Origin of the sequence: Sphingomonas sp. 22R3R2A-7 (assembly GCF_036856055.1) — a bacterium.
Lineage (GTDB): Bacteria > Pseudomonadota > Alphaproteobacteria > Sphingomonadales > Sphingomonadaceae > Sphingomonas.
On sequence record NZ_JASPFR010000001.1, the window covers coordinates 3,187,707 to 3,213,563 of the forward strand.

General features: G+C 68.6%; 19 protein-coding genes. 13 read left to right on the forward strand and 6 right to left on the reverse strand.

The window, feature by feature from the left end; genetic code table 11:
* Positions 1–3: 3 nt before the first annotated feature.
* The 4 genes from QP165_RS15275 to QP165_RS15290 form a co-directional block, all read right to left on the reverse strand.
* Complete coding sequence (locus QP165_RS15275) at positions 4–3,105, reverse strand: TonB-dependent receptor plug domain-containing protein (protein WP_333996263.1); 3,102 nt, start codon at positions 3,103–3,105, stop codon at positions 4–6.
* A 1,018-nt stretch (positions 3,106–4,123) separates the two neighbouring features.
* Positions 4,124–5,134 (reverse strand): Ig-like domain-containing protein, encoded by a 1,011-nt coding sequence (locus tag QP165_RS15280; protein WP_333996264.1) that lies wholly within the window; start codon positions 5,132–5,134, stop codon positions 4,124–4,126.
* On the reverse strand, positions 5,053–6,003 hold the full coding sequence (locus QP165_RS15285) for a hypothetical protein (RefSeq protein ID WP_333996265.1): 951 nt from the start codon (positions 6,001–6,003) through the stop codon (positions 5,053–5,055). The genes QP165_RS15280 and QP165_RS15285 overlap by 82 nt, the downstream gene beginning before the upstream one ends.
* Positions 6,004–7,176: 1,173 nt before the next feature.
* Entirely contained in the window at positions 7,177–8,118 is a 942-nt protein-coding gene (locus QP165_RS15290; RefSeq protein WP_333996266.1) for a hypothetical protein, read from the reverse strand.
* Between the two features lie 155 nt (positions 8,119–8,273).
* Between QP165_RS15290 and QP165_RS15295 the strand changes: the two genes are divergently transcribed.
* The 10 genes from QP165_RS15295 to QP165_RS15340 all read left to right on the forward strand — a co-directional run bounded on the left by QP165_RS15295 (position 8,274) and on the right by QP165_RS15340 (position 18,440).
* Complete coding sequence (locus tag QP165_RS15295) at positions 8,274–9,062, forward strand: polysaccharide deacetylase family protein (RefSeq protein ID WP_333996267.1); 789 nt, start codon at positions 8,274–8,276, stop codon at positions 9,060–9,062.
* Positions 9,059–10,234, forward strand: a complete 1,176-nt coding sequence (locus QP165_RS15300; protein WP_333996268.1) for a glycosyltransferase — start codon at positions 9,059–9,061, stop codon at positions 10,232–10,234. Before QP165_RS15295 ends, QP165_RS15300 begins: the two co-directional genes overlap by 4 nt.
* The gene (locus QP165_RS15305; protein WP_333996269.1) at positions 10,231–10,482 is read left to right on the forward strand and encodes a hypothetical protein; all 252 of its coding nucleotides are present in this window, start codon (positions 10,231–10,233) and stop codon (positions 10,480–10,482) included. Before QP165_RS15300 ends, QP165_RS15305 begins: the two co-directional genes overlap by 4 nt.
* Positions 10,483–10,560: 78 nt before the next feature.
* Complete coding sequence (locus tag QP165_RS15310) at positions 10,561–11,112, forward strand: thermostable hemolysin (RefSeq protein ID WP_333996270.1); 552 nt, start codon at positions 10,561–10,563, stop codon at positions 11,110–11,112.
* 133 nt (positions 11,113–11,245) lie between these two features.
* Positions 11,246–13,153 carry an AMP-binding protein gene (locus tag QP165_RS15315; protein ID WP_333996271.1) on the forward strand — a complete coding sequence of 636 codons (1,908 nt, stop codon included), beginning with the start codon at positions 11,246–11,248 and terminating at the stop codon, positions 13,151–13,153.
* A complete protein-coding gene (locus tag QP165_RS15320) occupies positions 13,140–13,895 on the forward strand; it encodes an SDR family NAD(P)-dependent oxidoreductase (protein ID WP_333996272.1) in 756 nt (251 codons plus the stop codon). The genes QP165_RS15315 and QP165_RS15320 overlap by 14 nt, the downstream gene beginning before the upstream one ends.
* An 11-nt stretch (positions 13,896–13,906) precedes the next feature.
* Positions 13,907–14,572: a hypothetical protein gene (locus tag QP165_RS15325; RefSeq protein WP_333996273.1), complete on the forward strand. Its 666-nt coding sequence runs from the start codon at positions 13,907–13,909 to the stop codon at positions 14,570–14,572.
* A gap of 69 nt (positions 14,573–14,641) precedes the next feature.
* The gene (locus QP165_RS15330; RefSeq protein WP_333981277.1) at positions 14,642–15,130 is read left to right on the forward strand and encodes an RNA polymerase sigma factor; all 489 of its coding nucleotides are present in this window, start codon (positions 14,642–14,644) and stop codon (positions 15,128–15,130) included.
* Between the two features lie 69 nt (positions 15,131–15,199).
* On the forward strand, positions 15,200–16,180 hold the full coding sequence (locus QP165_RS15335; protein ID WP_333996274.1) for a FecR family protein: 981 nt from the start codon (positions 15,200–15,202) through the stop codon (positions 16,178–16,180).
* Positions 16,080–18,440 (forward strand): TonB-dependent receptor, encoded by a 2,361-nt coding sequence (locus QP165_RS15340; protein WP_333996275.1) that lies wholly within the window; start codon positions 16,080–16,082, stop codon positions 18,438–18,440. The genes QP165_RS15335 and QP165_RS15340 overlap by 101 nt, the downstream gene beginning before the upstream one ends.
* A 9-nt stretch (positions 18,441–18,449) precedes the next feature.
* Here QP165_RS15340 and QP165_RS15345 read toward each other — a convergent pair whose 3' ends face one another.
* Entirely contained in the window at positions 18,450–19,802 is a 1,353-nt protein-coding gene (locus QP165_RS15345; protein ID WP_333996276.1) for a sensor histidine kinase, read from the reverse strand.
* Positions 19,780–20,457, reverse strand: coding sequence for a response regulator transcription factor (locus QP165_RS15350; protein WP_333996277.1), 678 nt, complete (start codon positions 20,455–20,457; stop codon positions 19,780–19,782). The genes QP165_RS15345 and QP165_RS15350 overlap by 23 nt, the downstream gene beginning before the upstream one ends.
* A 128-nt stretch (positions 20,458–20,585) precedes the next feature.
* Between QP165_RS15350 and QP165_RS15355 the strand changes: the two genes are divergently transcribed.
* From QP165_RS15355 to QP165_RS15365, 3 genes are read left to right on the forward strand one after another with little or no spacing between them, the layout of a single operon-like run.
* Positions 20,586–21,863 (forward strand): TolC family protein, encoded by a 1,278-nt coding sequence (locus tag QP165_RS15355; RefSeq protein ID WP_333996278.1) that lies wholly within the window; start codon positions 20,586–20,588, stop codon positions 21,861–21,863.
* The gene (locus QP165_RS15360; RefSeq protein WP_333996279.1) at positions 21,860–25,030 is read left to right on the forward strand and encodes an efflux RND transporter permease subunit; all 3,171 of its coding nucleotides are present in this window, start codon (positions 21,860–21,862) and stop codon (positions 25,028–25,030) included. Before QP165_RS15355 ends, QP165_RS15360 begins: the two co-directional genes overlap by 4 nt.
* Positions 25,027–25,554: a phosphatase PAP2 family protein gene (locus QP165_RS15365; protein WP_333996280.1), complete on the forward strand. Its 528-nt coding sequence runs from the start codon at positions 25,027–25,029 to the stop codon at positions 25,552–25,554. The genes QP165_RS15360 and QP165_RS15365 overlap by 4 nt, the downstream gene beginning before the upstream one ends.
* Positions 25,555–25,857: the final 303 nt, after the last annotated feature.

Consider the following 25,857-nt stretch of genomic DNA (forward strand, 5'->3'; position numbering starts at 1 on the left):
TGATCACAGCCGCAGCGACACACCCGCGACGAGCTGCCGGCCGAGCAGATCGTAGCCCATCACCGTATTGCCGCGCAGCAGACCGATCCGCGAACGGCTGTCCGGAACGAGCGGCGGATCGCGGTCGAAGATATTGTTGGCGGCCAGCCGGAACGTCATCTGCTTGTTGATGTCGAAGCTCAGCGCGACGTCGATCCAGTTGTACGAACCGACACCGGGATATTGATCGCGACGGGCGCTTGCGTCCTGCGCGGGGATGCCGGTGTCCTCGGGTGCATAGATGTCGAGCGGCATCGCGCCGCGGTGACGCCAGTTGACCGACAGGCTGGTCGTGCGGTCGGGTGCGGTCCAGGTGGTGCGGAGCTGGTGCGCCCAGCGCGGCATGCTCTCGCCGCAGAGATTGCCGAAATACCCCACGCAGTCGCGCGGTTCGATCGTCGGCGAGGATTGCGAGCCGACGCGCGTCATCAGCGTTCCGTTGAAGCTCATGTCAAGCCGGCCGACGCCGCCCAGACCGACATTATACTGCCCCTGGAAATCCCAGCCGTGCGACTGCGACTTGTAGCCATTGGCCGAGCCGCGCGCCACCCAACCCGTCGCCGGGCTGGTCGCGGGCGAACTGGACAGCGTGCCGGTGCCGGGGTTGCGGACGATGCCGCGGCAGAAATAGTCGTTCCCGGTGGCCAAGCACTCGCCGATGATGTTCTGCGGCTGGAGGAAGTCGAGCTGGTCCTTCAGATCGATCAGCCAGCGGTCGATCGACACCGTCAGGCCCGGTATGAAGCGTGGGCGCAGCACGACGCCGAACGTCTTGGTGAAGGCGCTTTCAGGCGTCAGGTTGAATCCGCCCTCGCGCACGGTGCACCGATCGTCAGGGCAGATCAGCGAGGCGCTGCCATAGAGATTGTCGGCAAGGCCGGTGTTGCGGCACTGCTGCAACGTCGCGGACGGCGCCAGTCGCGCGCCGTTGGGGTTCGACGGATCGATCCGCGGCGCGCAGGGATCGGCATAGAAACCCTGGTTCCAGAAGATGTTCGCGGCACCCTGCGCGGTGCTGACGCCCGGCGCGGCCTGGGACTTGTTGTACGAGGCGCGCAGCGTGATGTCCGCCACAGGCGACCAGAGCCCCTCGACCTTCCAGGTATCGAACTTGCCGTCGAGCCGGTTGTACTGCGACACGCGGTAGCCCGCATTGACCTGCAACAGCTCGGCGAACCGGCGATGTTCGATCAGCGGCGCCTGCACTTCCGCATTGGCTTCGAGGATGCTCTGCGTGAAGCGCTGGTTCTCGCCGCCATTGTTCTGCTGGAAGATCTCGTTGACGATCGTCCGTTCCATTTCCTCGCGATATTCCGCGCCCAGCGCGATCGCGATACCCTGCTCGGCGAGCGGCGAGGTAATGCCGTATCGGCCCAGATCGCCGCTGACGGTGCCGACGAACTGCAACAGGCGCGGAATGCGCGTGCTGATCCCGCCGGTCGCGCCACCGTAGAGATACTGGTTGAGCGCCGCATCCTGATTGAACGGCGCGAACGCGTTGAACGGCACGCAGGACGGGTCGGTCCCGTTGACCACCGCACGACAGGTCGGCGTGCCGTTGACGCGCACGACGTCGAGCGAACGGTTGATGTTGTCGAAGCGCGCGATCGGCACGTCGATCGTGTCGAGACGCGCGCGCGAGATCATGCCTGCGACATCGTACGACCACACGTCGTCAAAGCCGCGCCCGCGCAGCCCCGCGACGATACGATAGCCCTCGTTGGTGAAGCGCTGCCGCACCAGTGGCAGCCCGTCGAAGCGGTAACGGACGTCGATCGGCGCATATTGCCCGGCGACCCCGGCATTGGCCCCGCACAGATCCTGTGCCTGCGACGCCGACAGGAATGCGTTGTCGCAATTCACGCGGAACGGGTCCGAGCCGTACGCCCCGAAGTTGAAGGTGCGGTTGAGCTGGGTGTTGTAGGACTTGTCGCGGTAGAACAGCCCGTTGCCGTAGAGCTCGATGTCGTCCGTGATCTTGGCGGTCAGGAAGCCGCCAAGGTTGACGCGATTGAACGCACGCTGGACCGCCCAATTGTCATAGGGGTTGGCGGACGAGCCCTGCGGCCCGCTGTTGATCGGAATGAAGGTCCCGTTGCCGTTGGGATTGTTGACCAGGATCTGCCCCGCGCGCGGCCCCGACTGCGGGACGATCGTGCCGGCGGGCGTGAAGCTCGCCCGCGAACAGCCGAGCGGCGACGTGTTGGTCGGCTGGACTGCCTCGCAGACCGAATAGGAGCGATCGACCAGCTCGATCGGGTTGGACTGGCGGTAGTTGATGAACCCGGTGAGGTTCACGCGGTCGTTGAACAGATTGGTGCCGGCCGCCAGGCTGACGTCCGAACGGCCCCCGTCATTGGTCAATCCGCGCTTGGCGGCGAAACCCGCGCGACCGGCCGCATCGGTGACCGCGTTGCTGCCATTGTCGTGGTTGTAGAAGCTGTAGTTCGCGTCGAGCCGGATGCCTTCGAAATTCTTCTTCAGAACGAAGTTGACGACGCCCGACACCGCGTCGGACCCGTAGACGGACGAGGCGCCGCCGGTCAGCACGTCGATCCGCTCGACCAGCGCGTTGGGGATGATGCCGACGTCGACCGTGTTGGCGAGGCCCATGCGCAGGCCGTCGATCAGCGTCAGCGTGCGCTCATAGCCCAGGCTGCGCAGCTTGATGCGCTGGCGACCTTCGGAATCGCTGAAATTCTGTTCCGAGTTCACCTGGACCTGCGGCAGACGGTTCAGCACCTCCTCGATCGTCGTCGCGCCCTGTGCCGCGATTTCCGCGGCGGTCGTCGTGACGATCGGTGCGGCGGAGCGGTTGTTCGGGCGAGCGATGCGCGTGCCGGTGACGACGATGTCCGACCCATCCCGCGGTTCGCCGGTGCGCTGCGTATCTGCGGCGAGCTTGGCGGAGGCGACGGGATCGCCGATCGCGACCTGGCCATCCTGCGCGCCGGTATTTCCGCTGGCACTTCCCGTGCCGCCTGCATCCGCTGCCTGCGGCTCCGGCATGCCGCTATCCGGCGACTGGACCTGTGCCTGTGCCGGCAATGCCATCAACGCAGCCACGCAACATGTCGTGGCCATCAACCCCTTTAACACCATCATTCTAGCCCCCCTGTGTCGCCGATCGGGTCACATGGATGATGCCGCGCGCTGTCGACTGCCTTCCGACCCTGTTCGGACGCAGTCGATGAACCTTATGCTGCTCGTTCATCGGGATCTGGCGCCCCGTGACTTGCTGACATTGTTCGGCAGTACCATCCGGACCCATCGGACAAGCACATGCTGTCACGTTCGCAGTATCAAAACAATACCAATCATATCGAAAATCCGGGAAGGTTATATTGCGGGGATCGCATGCACTTGGCGCCGAAGATGCAATCGATTCCGCGGTCACTATGCATACAAATCGGCAGACGTCGTCGATGGCGAAGTTCGCTCGTTCCAATGTCTCGCCCGGATTGATCGTCTCAAATGTCGACACCATCGATATCGCGGTGTGACCCACGACTCGCGCCTCGGGCAGGACCGGGGTGGTTCGCCGCGGCAGGGCGGTTGTTCTTTACAAATTGATTCAGGTTAATCGATTGCGAACTAGGACAGTCAAACTGCCGGTCGTATGTAGCGGGCGTCACAGTGCGTGCGGCCAATCTTAAGCTTTTGATTGGTATCCTGCAGGTGGTCAGCGTGCCGGTTTTTATCAGCATTTTTTCCGGCACGCTGACCACCGGCATTTTTCTGTGACGTACCCAGATTTCGAGTTGACCGGCTTGCCGGCATCTATCCCAGACAGAGTGCCCACCTTCGCGAGGCAGCTTTCGGCGACGCTGAAGACGGGCGGAATAAAGCCTGCTGCTCAGTGGTTACTTGCGGTCACGATGGCAGCGCGATCCTGCCATTGGACGTCACGGAACAGTGACAGACGACACGCCCCTGCACGAGTCGAAGCGCAGATAACTCCGGGTCCGCTATACCTGTGGGGGTGTGGTGAAACCATTGGACAGGGCACGGTTTGAAATATCGCGTGCCCTGCGTGCTTGAAGAGCATGCCGGGCGACTGGAGTCGCCCGGCATGATCTTCCGCTCAGAACTGCAGCGCTGCGGTTCCGGCAGCCGACCCGTCGAGGCTGTAGACATAATAGGTCGTGCCGTCGTGCGAGACCGCGCCGTCGAATTCGAGCGTGGAAACGGACGCGCCCTTCAGGCCACCGATCGTGACGTCGCCCAGATCGACGCCCGCGTTGCTGCCCAGGTCGAGTACGCCCTTGGCGCCAAGCTTGACGTGGCCGGTGCCGTCGTCGGGCAGCGCGACCGTGGTCACCAGCACATCCTTGTTGCCGAAATTCGACAGCGTGTCGTGACCGAGATCACGCCCGAGCGCGGTATCGAAAAAGAACTGGCTGGCCGTCTTCTCGGTCGAATCGCCCGACAATTTGTCGTTGGCGAGCGTGCCTTCCTCTGCCCCCTGGGGGCGGACGCTCGCATCCGCGTAGATATACCGCCCTGCGGCATCGGTGCCCATCAGGCGGAGCGCCGAAACGCCTTCGATGACGGCGTAATCATCGCTCTTGGGCGCATCCAGCGACAGGCTGTTGGCGGCGAACTTGATGATGCCGTCGCCATTGCCGTCAAAAAGCTTGGCGGTGGTGGCGAGCACGTCTTCGTGGCTGAAGTTCTTGATCGTATCGGTGCCGCTGTTCTTCGCAATGTCGAAGAAGAACATGTCGTTGCCCGACGTCCCCGTGAGCGTCTGCGATGCCGAACTGCTGCCGTCCTGGATCGTTGGCTTGCTGACGGGGGGAGTGACCGGTGGCGCCGTCACCGCGATCGATACGACGCCATTGTCGGAGACCTTCCCGTCGCTTGCCGCGTAGGTGAAGCTGTCGCTGCCGACATAGCCCTTGTCCGCGACATAGGTGAAACCGCCATTGGCGTTGAACAGCAACGAACCATGCGTCGGACCCTTGACGAGGCTGGCGGTGAGCGCGTCGCCATCGCCGTCGCGGTCGTTGGTCAGGACGTTGCCGGTCTCGCTCTTGCCCGCGACGATCGCGAACGAGTCGTCGACTGCGACAGGAGCGATGTTGGCGGGCACCGGGGCGCGCCCGCACCGGACTTGATCGCGGCGACGGTCGCGTTCAGATCATCGGTGATACCCATGTAGAAGGTGAACGTCGTCGATCGGCCCGCGGCGAGCGTGCCGAGACCGAAATTGATGTTGATCGCGTTGTCGCCCTTGAGCGAATAGCCCTCGGCCGGCGCGGTATCGAAGGTCGCGGCCGCGTCGGGGTTCTCGTTGACATAGCCCTTGAAGGTGGAGACCTTCGCACGATCATCGGCCGTGTAGTAGAATAGCGGCGTCTTGCCGCTGGACGCATAGGCCGCGATCAGCGCGCCGTTAGCGCCGTCGCCACCCTGCTCGATCACCGTGTTGACGGTATCGAAGCCTGCACCGTGGTCGGGGTCGATCGAGCGCATGTAATGCAGATCGGCGACGGCCTTGCCCGTCGTGTTGGTCAGCGTGACGTCGACCTTGATGTATTTCGCACCATCGGCGAGCGACATCGTCTGCGCGACCTTGACGCCCTCGGTCGTCGCGCCGGTCCAGCCGGCCTTGCCGACGCCGTTGCTCGACAGATCGGAGGAGACCCCGCCGGCGACTTCGCTCTTACCGTTTCGCTCGCTGTTGACGCTGGAGTAATGCTTGGCGCCGATGTCGTAGCCGATCGAAAAGCTCTCGACGGGCGTTCCCGCGAGCATCGCGTCGCGCGTCGGTGCCGCACCCTTGCCGAAGCCATCCGTGTCGCCAACGAGCCCCAGGCGGATATAGCCGTTGACCGCATCGGTGACGAACCCGACGGGTGCGGTCGCGCGCGTCCCGAGCGTGCCGCTGCCGTTGATACCCAGGCTCAGATACTGACCCTGCAGAAAAATCTCATTTCCGATAGTCGCGTCGCGTAACATGCTCTGTTCCCCGTCCCGGACGACGCACGGTTATCCCCGTACAGCGCTTGGTTCCCTGAAGTTCACGGTAAGTGCGAGTAATCCGGTGTTTTTTCTGTGGACGGATCATCCCGAAACCGTTCCGCCCCAAAGCCCTTCCGAAGATTGACGGCAGATGAACGGGCACGTCGGATTTTCGTTTTGAGCGGGAACCAGCAGGCAATTCAGACGTTCCGGGCGCCCAATTTGCACGCTTCGTCGAGTCTGCGGGCGGTGGTTTGCGCCGACCGGGGGGCGAATTCCCGCCCGGAACTGGCCGATCCGGCTACCCCCAGAAGTGCAGAACGGTCAGACAATTCGCTGCATGGCTAAAACCGTCACACCCTTCCCGTAAGGTCTATCTCGTCCAATCTGCCGGCGCTCGTTCACGAGGGGCAAACGCACGATACCTGCGGATCAACCGGCTACCAACAGCAGGTCAAGGATGACTGACCTCTAATGTTGGTTCGCCCTTCGACGTGCGTCGTCGTTCGCGGGGAGGTATTCAGGCGCGGCAGGTCCGATGGTCGTGGTTGCCCTACTCGTACGCTGCCGCGACAGCGGGCGGCGAGCGAGCCCGGAACGTTCGGATTATCGCAGCACCAGCGTGGCAAAGCCTGCAGTGTCGTGGACACCGTCGATGTGGCTGGCGTTGACCGCGTGCGATGCAAGGACGCAGGGACCGGCTGAGACCGAGGGCGGTGGGCCAGCCAGGTTCGACATCACACTCGAGCGCGGCCGGCGTCAGGTCGATGGTGGCGGTGCGCGTGCCGACCCTGTCGTCGTGGTCGGGTGCGGCGAGCAGCAATGCGCTCGATAAGACCGGTCCGCCGAGCGCCATCACCGGCGATAGTCTTTAATCTTGTGCACCGCCCGCATTGGCGGTGCTCAGGTTCGTCCAGCCGACGGCGCTGCTCTGTGAATCGAGGCGGTGCCAACCCGTGAGCCAGAGATTGGAGACCTGCGTTCGGACAAGCGCGAGTGTCTTTAAGGCCTCCCGCGCGACCAGAGACCTTGTCGTCGGCGAGAAAGTCGCCGGTCGTTGCCGCGTAGATCTTGGCGCGCAGCCGTCCCGTGCGATCCTTCAACCCGTCGACCGTCACGAGGATGGGGGCTCGCTTTCGTGCGGCTACGAGCAGGGCGACGAGCGGAGGATCATCGCCCGGCCTCCGGCTGGGCAAGCTCGACCGCGGCGAGGATCGCGCCGAGCAGCAGGTGCGTGACGAGCCAGAGCGCGGCGATCATCGTCAGCATTTCGGTTACCTGCGACGCCTGGCCGATGGTGAAGGCGACGAGCCCGGCAAAGACGATGTCCTTGTTGGGCAAAAGCGGCAGACGCGAGACGAGCATGCGCAGCGCCGCGAGCACGAGCCACCAGGCGAGCGGCGCGGCGGGCAGCGTCACCGCCCACAGCATCGCCGCGAGCGTCGTCGTGGCGGCGATGCGGAGGAGGTGGATCAGCGCGATGCGGCGGAGTGCGGTCCCCGGCAGCGTGAACAGCCGTTTGCGCAGCGCGAGCGTGACGAGCGAGGGCAGCGCGATGCTCGCGGCGGACACCAGCATCACCTTGGCATCGGTCCCGAGGTTGAGCGCGAGCAGCGCGCGCCAGCTTACCGCGGCGAGCGCGAGCGTGCAGCCATTGGCGACCACCGCGGACAGGATCGACACGTCCTTGATCGCGCCGAACGGCGTCCCGATCAGCGTCGCGTGCCGCCGCGCCCAGGCATAGAAATAGAGCTCGCCCGAATAGCCCGCGACGATCTCGTTGCTGATCCGCTTGCGCAGCAGCGCGAGAAACCCCCTGGCCGGCAGCGCCCAGAGCTGGCGGTAGATGACCCATTCGCTCGCCGGCATCGCCAGATAGCCCGCGGCGAACACCAGCCAGAACCGCGGCGACCGCGGCAGCATCGCGATCACGCCGCGCACGTCGAGATGCCGCAGCTGCCACAGCGCAGCGACAAGGATCGCCGCGGACAGCGCCGGCGTCAGCCAGCGTGCGACGATACCCTGATGCACCGCGATGGGTGTGAGCGGCAAGGCGGGTAGTGCGGGCAGAGCGGGGGCGGGGGCGGCGGCGGACGATCCTGGTTCGGTCATGGCCCCTCGACGCCGCGGGGCTGCGTGATCCGCAGCTTGGTGCGCGGTGGGGGCGGAAAAAATTGCCGCCTGGTGTCCGCGGGGAGCTGCGGATCGGGTGGCGTGGTGCCGTCACCCGGCATGCAGCGGCGAGAGGTGACGGGAATGACGACATGATGATCGGTGATCCCCGGCGGGATGGTGCTGCGGCGAACCGGCGACTGGTGGTGTCGATCCACGATGTCTCGCCCGCCTTTGCCGATCCGATCGAGCAGCTGGCCGAGACGATCGGCGCGATCCTTGGCGGGCCGCGCTTTGCGATGCTCGTCGTGCCCGATCATTGGGGCCGTGCCCCGCTCGACCGTTCGCCGGCGTTCGCGCGCCGGTTGCGGCACTGGGCCGATGCGGGAGTCGAAATGTTCCTGCACGGCTGGTTCCACCGTGACGGAAGCGACCACCCGACCGCCGCCGCCGCGATGAAGGCCCGGTACATGACCGCGGGCGAGGGCGAGTTCCTGGGGCTCGGCGCGGACGAGGCCGAGGATCGCATGCGGCGTGGGCGCGCGGTCGTCGAGGACGCGATCGGTCGTCCGGTCGCGGGATTCATCGCCCCCGCCTGGCTTTATGGCGCAGGGGCGAGGGCGGCGCTGAAGGCCTGCGATTTCGCGCTTGCGGAGGATCATGTCCGCGTGTGGCAGCCGGCGACCGAGGCAATCGTCGCGCGCGGGCCGGTGGTGACCTGGGCGAGCCGGTCGGCGGCGCGGACCGCGAGTTCGCTCGCGGTTGCCGCCGCCGCGCGCGCGCTGCCCGACTGGCTGCCGACCTTACGGGTCGCGGTGCATCCGGGCGACGTCACCAAGGCATCGCTGATGACGAGCATCGCGCAGACCATCGGGACGCTCGCGGCACGACGGACGGTCGCGCGCTATGCCGATCTTCTCCCCCAGGACGGAGCGGCGGCATGAAGATCGTCGATGTCTGCGCCTTCTACACGCCGAGCGGCGGCGGGGTGCGCACCTATGTCGACCGCAAGCTCGTCGCGCTCGCGGCGCGGGGGCACGAGGTCGTCGTCGTCGCACCCGGCGCGCGCGATGCGGAGGAACGCCGTGGACCGCGCGCGCGAATCCGCTGGTTGCGGTCGCCCCGGTTCCCGCTCGACCGCGCCTATCGCTATTTCGCCGACCGCCCCGCCTTGTACCGCGTGCTCGACGAAGAGGATGCGGACCTGGTCGAGGTGTCGTCACCGTGGCGCAGCGCCTCGATCGTCGCCGACTGGCGCGCCGAGCGCCGCAGTCGCGCGCGGCTCGCGCTGGTTGCGCATGCCGACCCGCTGTCCGCCTATGCGTATCGCTGGTTCGAACAGGTCGCATCGACGCAGACGGTCGATCGTGCGTTCGGCTGGTATTGGCGGCATCTGCGCCGGCTCGACCAGCGGTTCGACATGGTGGTGAGCGCAAGCGACAGCCTGACCGGGCGGTTGCGCGACGGCGGGCTGCGCAAGGTCGTGACCGATCCGATGGGGGTCGAGCCGGGACTGTTCTCCCCCACGCTTCGCGACGCCGATGCGCGGCGCGCGATGCTCGGGCTGTGCGGGCTGCCCGAGACCGCGTTGCTGCTGATCGGGGTGGGGCGGCATGCGCCCGAGAAGCGCTGGCCGATGGTCGCGCAGGCGACAACGCTGGCGGGCGCGCAGGTGCCGGCCGGGCTGGTCATCATCGGCGGCGGATCGCGCCAGCGCGCGGTGGTCGATGCGATCGCGGGCAATCCGCACGTCCGCCTGATCGAACCGACCCGCGACCGCGCGGCGCTGGCGCGGATGATGGCGAGCGCGGATGCGGTGATCCATGGCTGCGAGGCGGAGACGTTCTGCTTTGCCGCGGCGGAGGCGGTCGCGTCGGGCTGTACGCTGATCGCGCCCGATCGCGGCGGTGCCGCCGACCTCGCGCGCGCAGGCGGCGGCGTCACCTATCGCTCGGGCGATGCGCACAGCGCCGCCGCGGCGATCCGTGCGGTCGCACGGACAGCGCCCGTGCGGCGCGCGGTCCGGTCCGTCCGGACGATGGACGATCATTTCGACGCGCTGCTCTCGCTCTATGCGGGGCTTGCGCCTGCGATCCGGGAAGGAACACGGTCATGACCGCCATCGCCATCGCCATCGCCGTCGCGCACCCCGCCGCCGTCGACCCGGCACCCGCCGCGATCGTCGAGGATGCGGACCCCTCTGATTTCAGCGGGGACGGGCGTCTCGCAAGGCCCCGGGCTACGGCGCGCACCGCCTGGGCGGCGCCGGATTTCTATCTTGCCCTCGCGATCGGCGCGGTGCTGGCGATCGCGGTCCTGGTCATCCGGGTGTGCGACGCGCTGTGGGCGCGGGGGCTGGAATAAAAAAATCGTCATCGCCGGCGGGCGCGGACTGCGGTGCGCGCGCGGCGGCGGCGTCACCTCCTCGAAGGAGACGGGCGGATGCGGGAGGACGAGATCAGGCGGTTCGTGAGCACGCGCTTCGACCAGGCGTTCGGGGCGACGGCGGACCCCGCCTATCCCGCCTGGCAGGTTCGCGGCGCCAGCGGGCGCGGGGCGTCGGATGCGGCCGCGCTCGGCTATCGGTCGGCAGCGGACCAGCGCCTGTTCCTCGAAGCCTATCTCGACCGCCCGATCGAACAGGCGGTTTCGGAGCGGCTGGGGCGCGCGGTCGATCGTGCGGAGATCGTCGAGATCGGCTGTCTCGCCAGCACGTCGCCGGTCGCGCTGATTCACCTGTGGCACGACACCGCTACCGCGCTGGGCGCGGGTCACGCGCTCGTCGTCGCGACGGTCACCGCGACGGTCCGACGGCTGCTCGGGCGGGCGGGGGTGCCGCTGGTCGAGATCGCGCGCGCGGACCCCGGCCGGCTTGCCGATGCCGCGCGCTGGGGCAGCTATTACGACGACGATCCGCGCGTGTGCGTCGGCGTGATCGCCGACGGCGTCGCGGGTCTCGGCCGCTATGTCGCGTTGCGGACGGCGGCGGCATGAGCGCGCTGTACGACTCGATCGTGGCGCGGGCGGCGCAGGTCCCGGACCGGATCGCGGTCGACGATGGCCGGGAGCGCATCAGCTATGCCGCGCTCCCCCGCGCGTCGCGACGATCGCGGACACGCTCGGGCGGGTGCTGGACGGCACGGCGGCACCCGTCGGGCTGGCGAGCGACAACGACATCGACTGGATTCTCGCCGATCTTGCGCTGCTGTCGCTCGGCGTCGCCTGCGTACCGATCCCGGCCTTCTTCACGCCCGCACACGCCGACGCGGTGCTGCGCGACGCGGGGGCGTGCGCGATCATCGATGCGCGGTCGATCCGGCGGCTCGACCTTGCGCGGCGCGCGGTCCCCGCAGGTACCGCGAAGATCAGCTATACCTCGGGTTCGACCGGCGCGCCCAAGGGCATCTGCCTGCCCGATACGCTGATGCTCGCCACCGCCACGGCGATCGTCGCGCGGTTCGGCGCGGACATGGCGGGGACGCACCTGCTGCTGCTGCCGCTTGCCGTGTTGCTCGAAAACGTAGCGGGGCTTTATGCCAGCCTGCTCGCGGGCGGCACCTATGCACCACGCGGTGCGGCGGCGATCGGGCTCGCACAGCCGTTTCGCCCCGATCTTCCGCAGATGGTCGAGGCGATCGCGGCGACGCGCGCGACCAGCCTGATCCTGGTACCCGAACTGCTCGGCGGCATCGTCGCGGTGCTCGAGGCATCCGGGCGCCGCTTGCCCGCGCTGCGGCTGGTCGCGGTTGGCGGCGCGCGCGTGCCCGTCGCGCTGCTCGATCGCGCCGCCGCGCTGGGGCTGCCCGTGGTGCAGGGCTATGGCCTGACAGAGTGCGGGTCGGTGGTGGCGATCGAGGCGCTGGGCGAACGCGTGCGCGGCACCACCGGGCTGCCGCTCGGTCATGTCCACGTCACGCTCGCCGACGACGGGGAGATCCTGGTCGACGGGGTCGGTCATCTCGGCACGATCGACGCCCCGCGGCCAGGCGGCGGACCGCTGGCGACCGGCGATATCGGCGCGCTCGACAGCGCCGGGCGGCTGACGATCGTCGGGCGCAAATCGTCGATGCTCGTCACCGGTTTCGGCCGCAACGTCGCACCCGAATGGGTCGAGGACGCGCTGCGAGCGCAGCCCGGCGTCGCGCAGGCGTGCGTGTACGGCGATGGCGACGCGGCGCTGTCCGCCTTCATCGTGACGTCTGCCCCGGAGGCCGACATCGCGACAGTGGTCGCCGCTGCGAACCGGTCGCTGCCTTCCTATGCACGGATCGCCGGCTGGCGGAGCGTCCGCGCCTTCACCCCCGCCGACGGCACGCTGACCGCCAATGGTCGGCTTCGCCGCAGCGCCATTCTTCACCGGGAGACTGCCATGCCGTTCTTTGACCAGCTCGTCGATCAGACCGCCGCGGCGCGCGCGGCGATGTTGCGCACGCCCCAGCTCCAGGCGGGGCTGACCGGGCGGATCGATCGCGCGACCTATATCGCCTATCTGACCCAGGCCTATCATCACGTCAGCCATACCGTGCCGCTGATGCACGAGGCGCGGATGCGGCTAGGCCATAACCCGATGCTGGTCGCGGCACTCGACGAATATATCGCGGAGGAAACCGGGCACGAGGCGTGGATCCTCGACGACATCGCCGCGGCGGGCGGCGACCGCGCGGCGGCGATCGCGGCGGGGCCGTCCGATGCGACCGCGGCGATGATCGCGTCTGCCTATGACACGATCCGCCACGGCAATCCGGCCGCGTTCTTCGGCATGGTGTTCGTGCTCGAGGGGACGAGCATCGCCTTTGCGCAGCAGGGGGCCGAGGCGGTGCAGGCGAGCCTCGGCCTGCCGCCCGCGGCATTCCGTTATCTCACCTCGCACGGTGCGCTCGACCAGGAGCATATGGTGTTCTTCGAGGGGCTGATGAACCGGATTGACGACCCCGCCGACCGCATCGCGATCGTCGCGATGGCGAAGGCGATGTTCGGGTTGTTCGGCGGGATGTTCGCGGCGATTCCGATGGAGGCGATCGATGTCGCGGCTTGACGGCGAACGCATCGTCCTGACCGGGATCGCCGGCGGCATCGGCACGCTGGTCGCAGCCCGGCTGCGCGCGGCGGGTGCAAAGGTGATCGGCGTCGACCGGGTCGCCTCCGATCTTGCGGACGATATGCTGGTCGCGGATCTCGGCAGCTTCGAGGGGCTCACACAGATCGCCGACGAACTTGCCGCGCGCGAGGTCGACGGGCTGATCAACCTGGCGGGCATCCAGTATTTCGGGCCGTTCGCGGACCAGTCGCCCGACGCGATCTGGGCGGGGTACATCATCAACCTCGTCGCGCCGGCGATGCTGACGCGTGCGCTGATGCCGCGGTTCAAGACGCGCGGGACGGGCCGCATCGTCAATATCGGGTCGGTCTTCGGCGCGATCCCGTTCGCGCATTTCGTGACCTATTCGAGCGCGAAGGCGGGGCTCAAGGGCTTCAGCGACGCGCTGCGCCGTGAATATGCCGGGACCGACGTCAGCATCACGCATGTCGCGCCGCGGGCGGTGCGCACCGCGCTCAATTCGCCCAAGGTGCTCGCCTTCGCCGACGCGACCGGAATGGCGATGGACAGCCCCGAGCACGTCGCCGACCGGATCGTCGCGGCGATCGTCGCGCGGAGCCGCAACGTCGTGATCGGGTTCCCCGAAAGCCTGTTCGTCCGCGTCAACGCGCTGATGCCGCGCGTGGTCGACCAGGCGCTTGCCGCGAACGACCGCAAGGCCGCCGCCCTTTTCATCTGATGGAGAAGATCATGCGATTCCGTATCAAGAACAGCGTCCCCGCCGTCCTCACCGTCATACTCGGCGCGGCGTTGACGACTGCCGCGCTGGCCGACCCGGTGACCGACCGTGCGGACGACATCGCCCGCACCTGGGCGCAGGTCCATTACCGCGTGCCCGCCGCGCAGAAGCTCGGCGCGATGACGAAGCTCAAGACGCAGGCGGACGCACTGGCGCAGGCTGCACCCAATCGCGCGGAGGCGCTGGCGTGGGACGGTATCGTCACGTCGTCGCTCGCCGGCCTGAAGGGCGGGATTGGCGGCCTGTCGCTCGCCAAGGATCTGCGGACGATGCTCGAACGGGCGAGCAAGCTCGACAATGGCACGGCGGGCGCGATGGCGCATACCAGCCTCGGCGCGCTGTATTATCAGGTGCCCGGCTGGCCGATCGGCTTCGGAAGCAAGGACAAGGCGCGCAGCGAATTGCTTGCGGGGCTGAAGATCACGCCGCGCGATATCGACGCGAATTATTTCTGGGGCGACTTCCTGTTCGCGCAGGGGCAATATGCCGATGCGGCCAAGGCGCTGCGGACGGCGCTCGCTGCGCCGGCGCGCCCGGGACGCGAAATCGCCGATGCGGGGCGCCGGGGTGACGTGCAGCAACTGCTCGCCAAGGTGAACGCCAAGCTCGGTGCCTGACCGCGGAGCCGTGCCGTAACCGACGCCGACACTCTTTCGCCCGCAGGCCCCATCGACGGCCTGTCTGCGGTGCTCGCGGCCCACCGCCCGCAACTCGTCCGGTTCTTTACCGGGCGAACGGGTAGTGCGGCCGAGGCGGAGGATGTCGTCCAGGAGATCTGGCTTCACATCGCGGAGCCCCTGGCGGGGCCGATCGGAAATCCGCTCGGCTACCTCCACCGGGTGGGCCTGAACATCGTGCTCGACCGGGCCCGCGCGCGTGGGCGGCGGCAGCGGCGCGATGCGGGCTATGTCGATGCGACGACGTCGGTGCTGGGGGCGGAGGCGATCGACGACCGGCCGTCCGCGTTCGACGCGGTCGTCGGTCGCGAGCGTGTCGCCCGCCTCGCCGCCGCCCTCGCGGGCCCGCCCGAGGGCGCGATGCGCGTGTTTCGGCGGCACCGTATCGACGGCGCGTCACATGCCGAGATCGCAGCCGAACTCGGCATCACGCGCAGCGCGGTGGAAAAGCATGTCGCGGTTGCTCTCCGGCATCTCAGAAAGGCGCTGGATGAGTGATCGGGTGGGCGACCTGCGGTTCGGTGGGCGCGGTGGCGTCTAATGGTTGAGCATGGAAAGGAGGGCGGCATGACGGATACGGAGACGGGCACACGGACAGCAATCGATGCCGCTGCCGCCTGGCATGCGCAGCTCGAGTCCCCCGACATGGACTGGGCGCGGTTCGGCGCGTGGCTCGAGGCCGATGCCGAGCATCGCCGCGCCTATGAGTCGATCGCGCTGCTCGATGCGGAGATCGCGGACGCGGCGCCGGCGATTGCCGCGCGGCTGCCGGCGAACGACGTCGATACCGTCGCGCCTGCCGCCGCGATGCGTCCCGCGCGCTGGCGGCTGGCCGCGCTCGGCGGCGGCGGCGCGCTGGCGGCCGGCCTCGCGCTGCTGCTGGTGGTGCCGTCGGCCGAGACCGCGGCGCAGATCTACACGACCGGTCGCAGCGAGACGCGCGCGGTGACGCTCGCCGATGGCAGCCGGATGCAGATCGACCGCGGCTCGCGCGTGACGGTCAGCGGCGCGCGCAGCCCGGTGATCGAGATCGCGCAGGGCGCGGCGAGCTTTGCCGTGCGGCACGATCCCTCGCGCGTGCTGACGGTCCGCGCCGGGGGTTACGAGGTGCGCGACATCGGCACGCGGTTCGACGTCGTCAGCGCGCATGGGCGTGTGGCGGTGACCGTTGCGCAAGGCATGGTCGGGGTGAGGCCGATTGGCGGCGAGTCGGCAGACATGACGACGCTCCACGCGGGGCAGGCGCTGGACATCACGCCCGCCAAGCAGATCGCGGCGCGCCGGAGCATCGATCCGGCACGCGTCGCGGACTGGGCCGATGGCCGGCTCGAATATGACGGCGCACCGCTCGCGCTGGTTGCGGCGGATATATCGCGATATGCTGATCGCCCGCTGATGGTCGACCCATCGGCGGCGGACCTACGCTTTTCCGGGGTATTGACGATTGGTGACGGATCGCGGCTCGTCGATCAACTTCGCGCGGTCCTGCCGATACGCGCTCGCGCTGTCGGCGGCGTCGTGCATCTGGACGCTCGCGGCGGCGGTTGACGCGCAGCGACCGGCGCTCACAATTCCGGCGGGAACGCTGCGTTCGGCGCTCGACGCGCTTGCACGGCAGAGCGGGATATCGATCGGCATGGCGGGCGCGCTGCCCGATCTGCGCGTCAGGCGGATCGAGCACGCGCGCGACGTCGGCGATGCGCTGCGCAGGATGCTCGCGGGCAGCACGCTTCACGCAGTCCGCATCGATGCGACGACGTGGCGGATCGAACCGCTCGCGCCCACGCGGCGACTGCGCAAGCTCATCCCGCGCCCGCCGCCCGAGCTCGCCGCGGGGGACATCATCGTAACCGCCAGCAAGCGCGACGAACGGCTTTCCGATCTGCCCGCCTCCATCAGCATCGTCGGCGGGCAGGGGCTGGGGCGGCTGGCGGGACGGCGCGGGCTGGTCGATGTGATGGCGACGACCGATGGCGCGTTTTCGACCAATCTCGGTCCCGGCCGTGACCGGATCTTCCTGCGCGGGGTCGCCGACAGCGCATTCAATGGTACGAGCCAGTCGCTCGTTAGCCTGTATCTCGACGATGCGCGGATCGGCTATGCCGCGCCCGATCCCGATCTGCGCCTCGTCGATGTCGATCGCGTCGAGGTGCTGCGCGGACCGCAGGGCACGCTCTACGGCACCGGCGCGCTGGGCGGGGTGGTCCGGATCGCGACCGTCGCGCCCGATCTCGACCGCTTTGCCGGCAGCGTCGCGGTCGAGGGGACGGGCATCACCAACGGGGCGCTTGGCGGCGCGGTCGAGGGGATCGTGAACCTCCCGATAAGGCCGGGTACGCTCGCGCTGCGCGTCTCGGGCTGGAGCGAGACGATGCCCGGCTGGATCGACGATAGCGGGCGCGACCGCCGCGACGTCAACCGGACACGGCGGAACGGCGCGCGGGCCGCGCTGCGCTGGGCGCTGGGCGACTGGCATGCGACGCTCGCCGGCGTCGCGCAGCGGATCGATGCGCGCGACAGCCAATATGCGACCCGCGGCCTGTCGCGCGCGACGCTCATCGCCGAGCCGCAGGACAACGACTTCACCGCGGCGACGCTCACGCTCCAAGGGCCGATCGGCAAGCTCGACGCGCGGGCAACGACCGCGGTCGTCGACCAGGAATTCGGCAGCACCTACGATGCGACCGTCCTCGCACCCGCGCTCGGGGCGCAAGCGCCGCTTTCCTATGTCGAGGATCGTTCGGCACAGCTTTTGTCGCAGGAGCTGCGCGTCAGCGACCCGACCGCGCGCCATCCGTGGATCGTCGGCGTGACGATCCTTCATTCGACGAGCCGGCTCGACGGCCGCTTCCTCGCGGTCGGCACGGCTGCGCCCGCGGCCGCGATCACCGCGCGCCGCGACGAGGAGAACGTCACCGACGCCGCGCTGTTCGCCGAGGGAACGCAAAGGCTCAGCGAGCGGCTCGATTTCAAGCTCGGGCTGCGCGCCTTCTCGACGACGAGCCATCTCGAGCAGCAGGGGCCCGAACGCGAGCGCGTGCACCGGCTGGGGGTGACGCCGAGCGGCACGCTGAGCTGGCACCGCGACGATCTCGGGCTCGTCTGGCTGCGCTATGCGAGCGCGGTCCGCCCGGCCGGGATCAGCCGAACCGCGCCCGTCGCCGGCCGCCGCATTCCCGGCGACGAATTGCAGAGCCTCGAGCTGGGGTGGCGGATCCGCCTGGGCGGTGACCGGCTGAGCATCCACGGTGCGCTGTATGGCTCGACCTGGGAGCATCTGCGGAGCGACACGGTCGGCGCGGATGGGCTGCTCGGGACGATCGACGCGGGCAATGCGACCAATGTCGGGCTCGAGGTCGGCGGGCGATGGGAGCTGGCGCCGGTCGCGATCGACTTCGGGGCGACGGTGCAGCGCGCCCGGCTGACCGCGCCGTCCGGCCGCGCGACGATCGAGGACGACGATCGCCGCCTGCCGGTCGTCCCCGACCTGTCCGCGCGACTGGCTGCGGCGCGCCGCTTCGTGGTGCACGGGCTGCCCGCGCAGATCTATGCGCAGGCGCGTTATGTCGGCAGCAGCCGGCTGAGCTTCGACCCCGTGCTCGACCGGCCGGCCGGCAACTATGCGACGCTCGACACCGGCGTATCGCTCGACGCGGGCGCGCGGCACTGGTCGATCGACGTCGCCAACCTGCTCGACAGTCGCGGCAACAGTTTCGGCTTCGGCAATCCCTTCACGCTCGACACGACGATGCAAAGCGTCCCGGTGCGGCCCCGGACGATCACGCTCAGGCTCGCGATCGGACTATAGGCGCCGATATCAGCCGGGCCCGACGAGCGAGACCGCGCTGCCCGTCTCGGCGAAGCGCAGCGTGAAGCCGTGGAGATCGGCGATCGCCTTGACCAGGCTCAGCCCCAGCCCCGCACCCTCGCGGTCGTGCCGGCCGCGGTAGAAACGCTGCGTGACCAGCGGCCGTTCGGCGGCGGGGACGCCCGCGCCCTGGTCGGTGACGGTGATGACGACCGCGCGCTCCTCCTGTCGCAGCAGCAGCGCGACATGGCCGCCGGCGGGGCCGAACTTCATCGCATTGTCGATCAGGTTCGACATCGCCTCGATCAACAGGCTCGCATCGCCCTCGATCGGCGCGACCGGGTCGATGTCGCAGCTGAGAACGATCCCGCGATCCTCCGCGGTCGGCCGGTGGAGCTCGCACGCATCCTCGGCCAGCCGCGCAAGATCGACCGGCGCGAAGCGGCTGCGGCGGGCATGGTCCTCGAGCTCGCGGACACGCAGCAGCGCGGCGACGATGCCGAGCAGCTGGTCGATCTCGTCAAGCGCGGCGTCGGCGCTGGCCTGGAATGCGGCGACGTCGCCCGCCTCGCGCAGCCCGCGCTCGAGCCGGGCGCGAAGCCGCGTCAGCGGGGTGCGGAGCTGATGCGCGATGTCGTCGCCGACGCCGCGCACGTCGATCACCAGCGACTGGATGCGGTCGAGCATCAGGTTGATGTGCGCGCAGAGCAGCCGGAAGCTGTCGGGGCGCTCGCCGACGGGCAGCCGCTGGTCGAGATCGCCCGCGACGATCCGCTCGGTCAGGCCGCGCACCGCATCGACCTGAGTCGCGGCACGGCGCCCCGCGACGAGCCCGAAGCCGATCGCGAGCAAAAGGCCCGGGATCAGCCCGAACGCGAGCGACCGCTCGATGATCCGCAATGCGCCCTCGGCATTGTCAAGGTCGACCCCGGTCAGCAGCCGGGTGCCGTCGGGCATCGCGCAGGTCCGCAACCGCGCGACGTCGCTGGTCTTGCCCGGCAGTTCGGTCGGTGTGATCGTTGCGACGGTCGAGCCGGCCCGCAGCGCATCCGGCGGCAGCCGGGCGACATTGCCGTCGATCCGCGTCCCGTCAGCGGCGAACAGCGCGAGGAACCGGTCGCGGTGGATGTCGTGCGCCAGCATCTCGCGCAGTTCGACACGGCGAACCTCCGGCGAAAGCGTCGCGAGCGAACGGCAATCCTCGGCAAAGCCGCGCTCCGCATCACGGCGATGGCTGCCATTGGCGAGCAGCCAGAACAGGCCGGCGAGCATGATCGACTGGACGACGAGCAGCGCCGCGATCGCACCGCCCCACCGCCACGTCGCGCGGGTGCGCGGGTCAGACCGCCGGATCGAAGACATAGCCTCTGCCCCGGACGTTGCGGATCAGCTGCGTCTCGCCCTCGGCGTCCACCTTGCGGCGCAGGCGGCCCATATGCACGTCGACGACGTTGCTGTTGGGCTCGAAACTATAGCCCCACACGTCCTGGAGCAGCATCGACCGGGTGACGATCCGTCCCGGCCGGCGGACGAGATAATCGAGCAGCTTGAGCTCGCGCGGGAGGAGGTCGAGCGGGCGGCCGGCGCGGCGGCCCGTGCCGCCGAGCAGGTCGAGATCGAGCGGCCCGACGATCAGCCGCGTGTCGCGCGTCTCGTTGGGGCGTCGGAGCAGTGCCTGGACGCGCGCGACGAGCTCGACCAGCGCGAACGGCTTGGCGAGATAGTCGTCGCCGCCCGCGCGCAGTCCGCGGACCCGGTCATCGAGGCTGCCGAGCGCGCTGAGCACGAGCGCGGGGGTGCGGCGGCCCTCGGCGCGGATCCGCTCGATCAGGTCGAGCCCCTCGCCATCGGGCAGCTGGCGATCGACGATCAGCAGGTCGACATCGTCGCCGCGCGCCGCCGCCAGCCCGTCGGCCACGCGCAGATGATGCGTCACCGCATAGCCCTGCGCGCCGAGCTCGAGCGCGATCTCGTTCGCGGTGCCCGCGTCGTCTTCGAGGAGCAGGATATGCGTCACCCGCCTGCTTCGCCATGCGCGGCCGACCGCGTCAACTGAATAGCAGTTCAGACTCTGAACCCGGATTTAGTCGACGGCGGGCCACCCGCGCGCATAGCGGAAGTCCTTCGTTACCAGGACTTTCCACCATGCGAATTGCCGTTTCCGCGCTGATGTTGGCCGCGCTGCCCGTGATGGCCCTGGCGCAGCCGGTCGCTGCCCAAGCCTCAGCACAGACCGGCATGTCGCTCGACCGGCTGGTGCAGGACGTCATCGCCAACAATCCCGAGCGGCAATATTACCAGCGGCAGATCGAGACCGCGGGGACCGAGCGCAGCGCGGCGGGGCGCTGGGCCGATCCCGAGGCGGTAGTCGAGTTCGGCCAGCGTCAGGCGAGCGATCGCACCACCGATGCCGCGCTGGGCGAGGGCACGACCTATGCCGTCTCGGTCGTCCAGCCGATCGAGTTTGGCGGGCGGATCGCGCTCAGGCGGGCGATCGCCGACCGGCAGGTCGAGCTGGCGCAGATGGGGCTCCGGCAGTTCGATGCGACGCTGGCGGCGCGCGCGCGGACGCTGGGCTACACGCTGTTCGCCGCCGACGAGAAGGCGGCGGTCGCGCGCACGGTCGCGCAGCGGATGCGCGAATTGTCGCGCGTCATCGTCTCACGCGATCCCGCCGGGCCCGCACCGCGGCTCGAGGCGGCGTCGCTGCAGGGCGGCGCGATCAGCGCGGAGCGCACCGCCGCGATCGCCGATGCCGACGCGAATTCGGCTTTGTACGAACTCAACCAGCTCCGCGGCGCGCCGTTTGCCGCGCGGATCCGGATCGTCCGTCCCGACATGGGCCTGCCCGACCTCGCATCGGGACAGGCGCTCGCGGACCGCGCCAGCGCGAACAATTTCGAACTGAAGGCGCTGCGGGCGCAATTCGAGCAGCAGGGGCTGCGCGTCGATCTGGCGCGCAAGGCGCGGGTCCCGATCCTCGGCGTCGGCCCCTATTACGACCGCGCGCGGTCGGACATCCGCGAGACCAATTACGGCGTCCGGCTGTCGACGACGATCCCGCTGTGGAACCGCCAGGCGGGCGAGGTCGCGGTCGAGCAGGGGCGGCAGGCACAGGCGAACGCGACGCTGATCGAGGCGGAACGGCGGATCGCGCGCGACGTGTTCGACCAGGCCGCGCAATATGACGCGAAGCGCCAGGCGCTGGCGAAATGGGACGGCGCGTCGGCGCAGGGCTTTGCCGGGGCGGCCGACGATGCGGACCGCAATTACCGGTTGGGGGCGATCCCGCTGACCACCTACATGCAGATGCAGCAATCCTATGTCGAGGCGACCAATGCGGTGCTCGACACGCGGCGCGAGGCGCTCGAGGCGTTGCTCCGGCTGCGCGCGCTCAACGGCGGCGACGCGCTCGTCCGATGATCCGCGGGCTGCTCGATCTCGTCACGCGCCACCGGCTCGTCGTCGCCGCGGTCAGCGCGGTCATCGCGGCGATCGGCCTGTGGGCGTTCGCGACGCTGCGGATCGATGCGATCCCCGACATCACCGGGGTCCAGGTGCAGGTCAACACGATGGTGCCGTCGCTCGCGCCCGAGGAGATCGAGCGGCTCGCGACGCTGCCGATCGAACGCGCGATGGCGGGGCAGCCCGGGCTGGTCGAGACGCGCGCGCTGACCAAGACCGGGCTTGCGCAGGTCACGCTGATTTATGCGGACGGCACCGACCAGATGCGCGCGCGCCAGCTTGTGACCGAGCGGCTGAACGCGGTGCGCGACCAGTTGCCGCCCGGCGCCACGCCGCAGCTCGCGCCGATCACCACGGGTCTGGGCGAGATCTATTACTATACGCTCGAATGGAAGCGGCCGCCGCGCGGGATGACGACGCAGCGCCAGCTGATGGATCTGTACGAGGCGCAGGAATATACCGTCCGGCCGATGCTGCGCGCGGTGAGCGGGGTTGCCGACGTCAACACCAATGGCGGGCTCGAGGAGCAATATGTCGTCGAGCCCGACCCCGCGCGGCTGACGCTGCACGGCGTGACCGCGGCCGAGCTGGCGGAGGCGGTCGGCCGGAACGTCGAGAATGCCGGCGGCGGGATCATCGCGCGCGGGGCGGAGCGGTTCACCGTTCTGACCAACGGCCGCGTCCGGACCGCCGCCGAGATCGGTGCGATCCCCGTCAAGTTCGCGGGCGGCGTTCTGCCGCTCCAGGTGCGCGACCTCGCCAACGTCGTCATCGGTGCGGCACCGCGCCAGGGCGCCGCGACGCAGAGCGCGCGCGAGACGGTGCTGGGCACTGCGATGATGCTGGTCGGCGAGAACAGCCGCGAAGTCGCGTTGCGAGTCCGCGACACGCTGCCCGCGGTGCAGGCGGCGCTCCCCAAGGGGATGGTGATCGACGAGCAATATAGTCGCGCCGACCTGGTCGACCGGACGATCTCGACCGTCGAGCGCAACTTGGGCGAGGGGGCGTTGCTCGTCGCGCTCGTCCTGCTGGTGGTGATGGGAAACTGGCGTGCGGCGCTGATCGTCGCGCTCGTCATCCCGCTCGCCTTCCTCGTCACGGTGACCGGGATGAACGCGATCGGCGTGTCGGGCAATCTGATGAGCCTGGGCGCGCTCGATTTCGGTCTGATCGTCGATGGCGCGATCGTGGTGGTCGAGAATAGTTTGCGGCTGCTAGCGAACCGGCGGCGCGACAAGGGCGAGGACCTGACCGACGAGGAACGGCGTGCGGCGGTGGCGGATGCCGCGCGAATGGTCGCGCGCCCGACAATGTTCGGCATCGCGATCATCGCGCTGGTCTATGTCCCCGTCCTCAGCCTCGGCGGAGTCGAGGGCAAGCTGTTCCAGCCAATGGCGCAGGCGGTCATGCTCGCGATCTTCGCCGGGCTGGTCTGGACCTTCACGATCGTGCCGATGCTGTCCGCGTGGCTGTTGCGCGCCCCGGCGAGCGCGCAGGAGGACGGGCGCCGCACCGGGCTGATCGGCTATGCGGAGCGCGGCTATGCGCCCGCGCTCGAGCGGGCGATCGCGCATCCCTGGCTGCTGGTGATCGGCGCGCTGCTGCTGCTCGCCGCGACGGCCGGGGTGTTCAGGACGCTCGGCTCGCAATTCACGCCGCAGCTCGACGAGGGCGCGATCACCGCGATGGTCTATCGCCCGGTCGGCATGTCGCTCGAACGGAGCCTCGCGATCGAGCAGGAGACCGAGCGCCAGATCCGCCGCCATTTCCCGCAGGTGACGCACACCTTCTCGCGGATCGGCACGAGCGAGGTCGCGACCGACCCGATGCCGCCCAACGAGAACGACCTCTACGTCTTTTATGCCCCCGAAAAGGACTGGCCGACGGGTGACGGGAAACCGCGGACGAAGGACGAGCTGGTCGAGGGTATCCGCAAGGTCGGCGAGCAGGTCTATCGCGGGCAGAGTTTCGAATTCGCGCAGCCGATCGAGATGCGGTTCAACGAGATGCTCGAGGGCGTCCGCGCTGACGTCTCGGTCAAGATATTCGGCGAGGATTACGACGTGCTCGAACGCGCGGCGCGGCAGGCCAAGACGGTCCTCGAGAAGCAGGACGGCACCGAAAGCGTCGAGTTCGAGACCGCGGGCCGGCCGAAGAGCATCGTCGTCGCGCTCGACCATGCAGCGATGCTGCGGCTGGGCCTTGGCACCGCGGAGGTGAACAAGGCGATCACCGACGCGGTCGCGGGGGCGGAGGTCGGCTTCATCCCGCACAACGAGGCGCGCCACGCGATCGTCATCCGCATGGCCGAAGGGTTGCGCGCGGATCCGTCCGCGATCCTCGCGCTGCCGCTGCGCGTCGGCGAATACGGGATGGTGCCGCTGTCGCGCGTCGCAACGCTGCGCGAGACGCGTACCGTCGAGCCGATCCTGCACGACAGCGGCAAGCGTCGCGCCGCGCTGATGGTCAATCTCAAGACGAGCGACCTTGCCGGCTATGTCGCACGCGCCCGCGCCGCCGTCAGCAGCCAGGTCAAGCTGCCGCCCGGCTACAGGATCGAGTTCGGCGGCCAGTTCCATCAGCTCGAGGCGGCGCAGAAGCGGCTGTCGATCGTCGTCCCCGCGGCGTTGCTGCTGATCTTCCTGCTGGTCTATGCCGCGCTCGGGAGCATCAAGGAGGCGGCGATCGTCTATACCGGCATCCCGTTCGCGGTGACTGGCGGCGTGCTGGCGCTGTGGCTGCGCGGCATGCCGTTCTCGATCACCGCGGCGATCGGCTTCATCGCGCTGTCGGGGATCGCGATGCTCAACGGGCTGGTGCTGGTCGACCATATCAATGCGCTGCGCGACGGCCGCGAAGGCGATCCGCTCCTGGTCGACGATGCGGTCCGCCACGGCGCGCGTGACCGGTTGCGCCCGGTGCTGTCGACCGCGCTGGTCGCCGCGATCGGGTTCGTGCCGATGGCGATCGCGAGCGGTGCGGGCGCGGAGGTGCAACGACCGCTCGCGACCGTGGTGATCGGCGGGATCGTCACCTCGACCATATTGACGCTGTTCCTGCTCCCGAGCCTGTATCGCCGGTTCGTCGGCGGGGCCGATCCTGTCGACACGGAGGTATCTGCATGACCCGGTTCCCGTTCGCCGTCATCGCTGCGGCGGTCGCCATCGCCAGCCCGTCGTCCGCGCAGGCGAGCGCGCATGGCTGGGGCAAGGCGAGCAGCATCGGCCGCACGCTGCTCGTCGGCGCGGCGCTGGGGGTGCCCGCGGTGCAGGGCGACTGGCGCGGCGATCTCGAGGCTGCGGGCAGCTTGGTCGCGGCGGGGGGCACGACGTTCGTGCTGAAGGAGCTGATTCACGAGCGCCGGCCCGACCGCAGCGACGACCGGAGTTTTCCGTCGGGCCACACGTCGATATCGTTCGCCGCGGCGGCGACGCTTGAGAAGCGCTATGGCTGGCAGGCGGGGCTTCCCGCGCTGGCGGTGGCGAGTTTCGTCGGGCTCGCGCGGGTCCAGGCGGACAAGCATTATGTCCACGACGTCCTTGCCGGTGCGGTGATCGGTGGCGTCAGCGGGCTGCTGATCACAGGCCGCCACGACGACCGCGTGCAGCTGACGCCCTGGTCGACGCATGGCGGAGGGGGCTTGATCTAACGCTGCAATTTTGACGCGCCGATGGCGTCCGAATTGCTTCCCCACTTTCGCTGTTGGTGGGAAGCGGACCAGCAGTTTTTGGGCAACGATTGCGAGAAGCAGCCGTCCGTTGAGACGATGACGCAGGGGCTGAACCCCCGGTTACGGATGCTACTCGGACTTCGCACTTACGGGCGGGAAAACCACAAGATTGACGTCTAACCGAGGCAAATGCCGCTAGCCTAAGCAGAAATTGCCGCGCTTGACGGAATGCGACATCCCATTTGTAGCACTAGGCGCCGACGAAAACGTTGATTTACTGCT

Bases quoted from the DNA above. Each gene is read 5' to 3' on its own strand.
- QP165_RS15365 (WP_333996280.1), top strand. From the start codon at position 25,027: ATGACCCGGTTCCCGTTCGCCGTCATCGCTGCGGCGGTCGCCATCGCC.
- QP165_RS15320 (WP_333996272.1), top strand. From the start codon at position 13,140: ATGTCGCGGCTTGACGGCGAACGCATCGTCCTGACCGGGATCGCCGGC.
- QP165_RS15355 (WP_333996278.1), top strand. From the start codon at position 20,586: ATGCGAATTGCCGTTTCCGCGCTGATGTTGGCCGCGCTGCCCGTGATG.
- QP165_RS15305 (WP_333996269.1), top strand. From the start codon at position 10,231: ATGACCGCCATCGCCATCGCCATCGCCGTCGCGCACCCCGCCGCCGTC.
- QP165_RS15345 (WP_333996276.1), bottom strand. From the start codon at position 19,802: ATGTCTTCGATCCGGCGGTCTGACCCGCGCACCCGCGCGACGTGGCGG.
- QP165_RS15360 (WP_333996279.1), top strand. From the start codon at position 21,860: ATGATCCGCGGGCTGCTCGATCTCGTCACGCGCCACCGGCTCGTCGTC.
- QP165_RS15285 (WP_333996265.1), bottom strand. From the start codon at position 6,003: ATGTTACGCGACGCGACTATCGGAAATGAGATTTTTCTGCAGGGTCAG.
- QP165_RS15300 (WP_333996268.1), top strand. From the start codon at position 9,059: ATGAAGATCGTCGATGTCTGCGCCTTCTACACGCCGAGCGGCGGCGGG.
- QP165_RS15310 (WP_333996270.1), top strand. From the start codon at position 10,561: ATGCGGGAGGACGAGATCAGGCGGTTCGTGAGCACGCGCTTCGACCAG.
- QP165_RS15295 (WP_333996267.1), top strand. From the start codon at position 8,274: ATGATCGGTGATCCCCGGCGGGATGGTGCTGCGGCGAACCGGCGACTG.
- QP165_RS15290 (WP_333996266.1), bottom strand. From the start codon at position 8,118: ATGACCGAACCAGGATCGTCCGCCGCCGCCCCCGCCCCCGCTCTGCCC.
- QP165_RS15325 (WP_333996273.1), top strand. From the start codon at position 13,907: ATGCGATTCCGTATCAAGAACAGCGTCCCCGCCGTCCTCACCGTCATA.
- QP165_RS15335 (WP_333996274.1), top strand. From the start codon at position 15,200: ATGACGGATACGGAGACGGGCACACGGACAGCAATCGATGCCGCTGCC.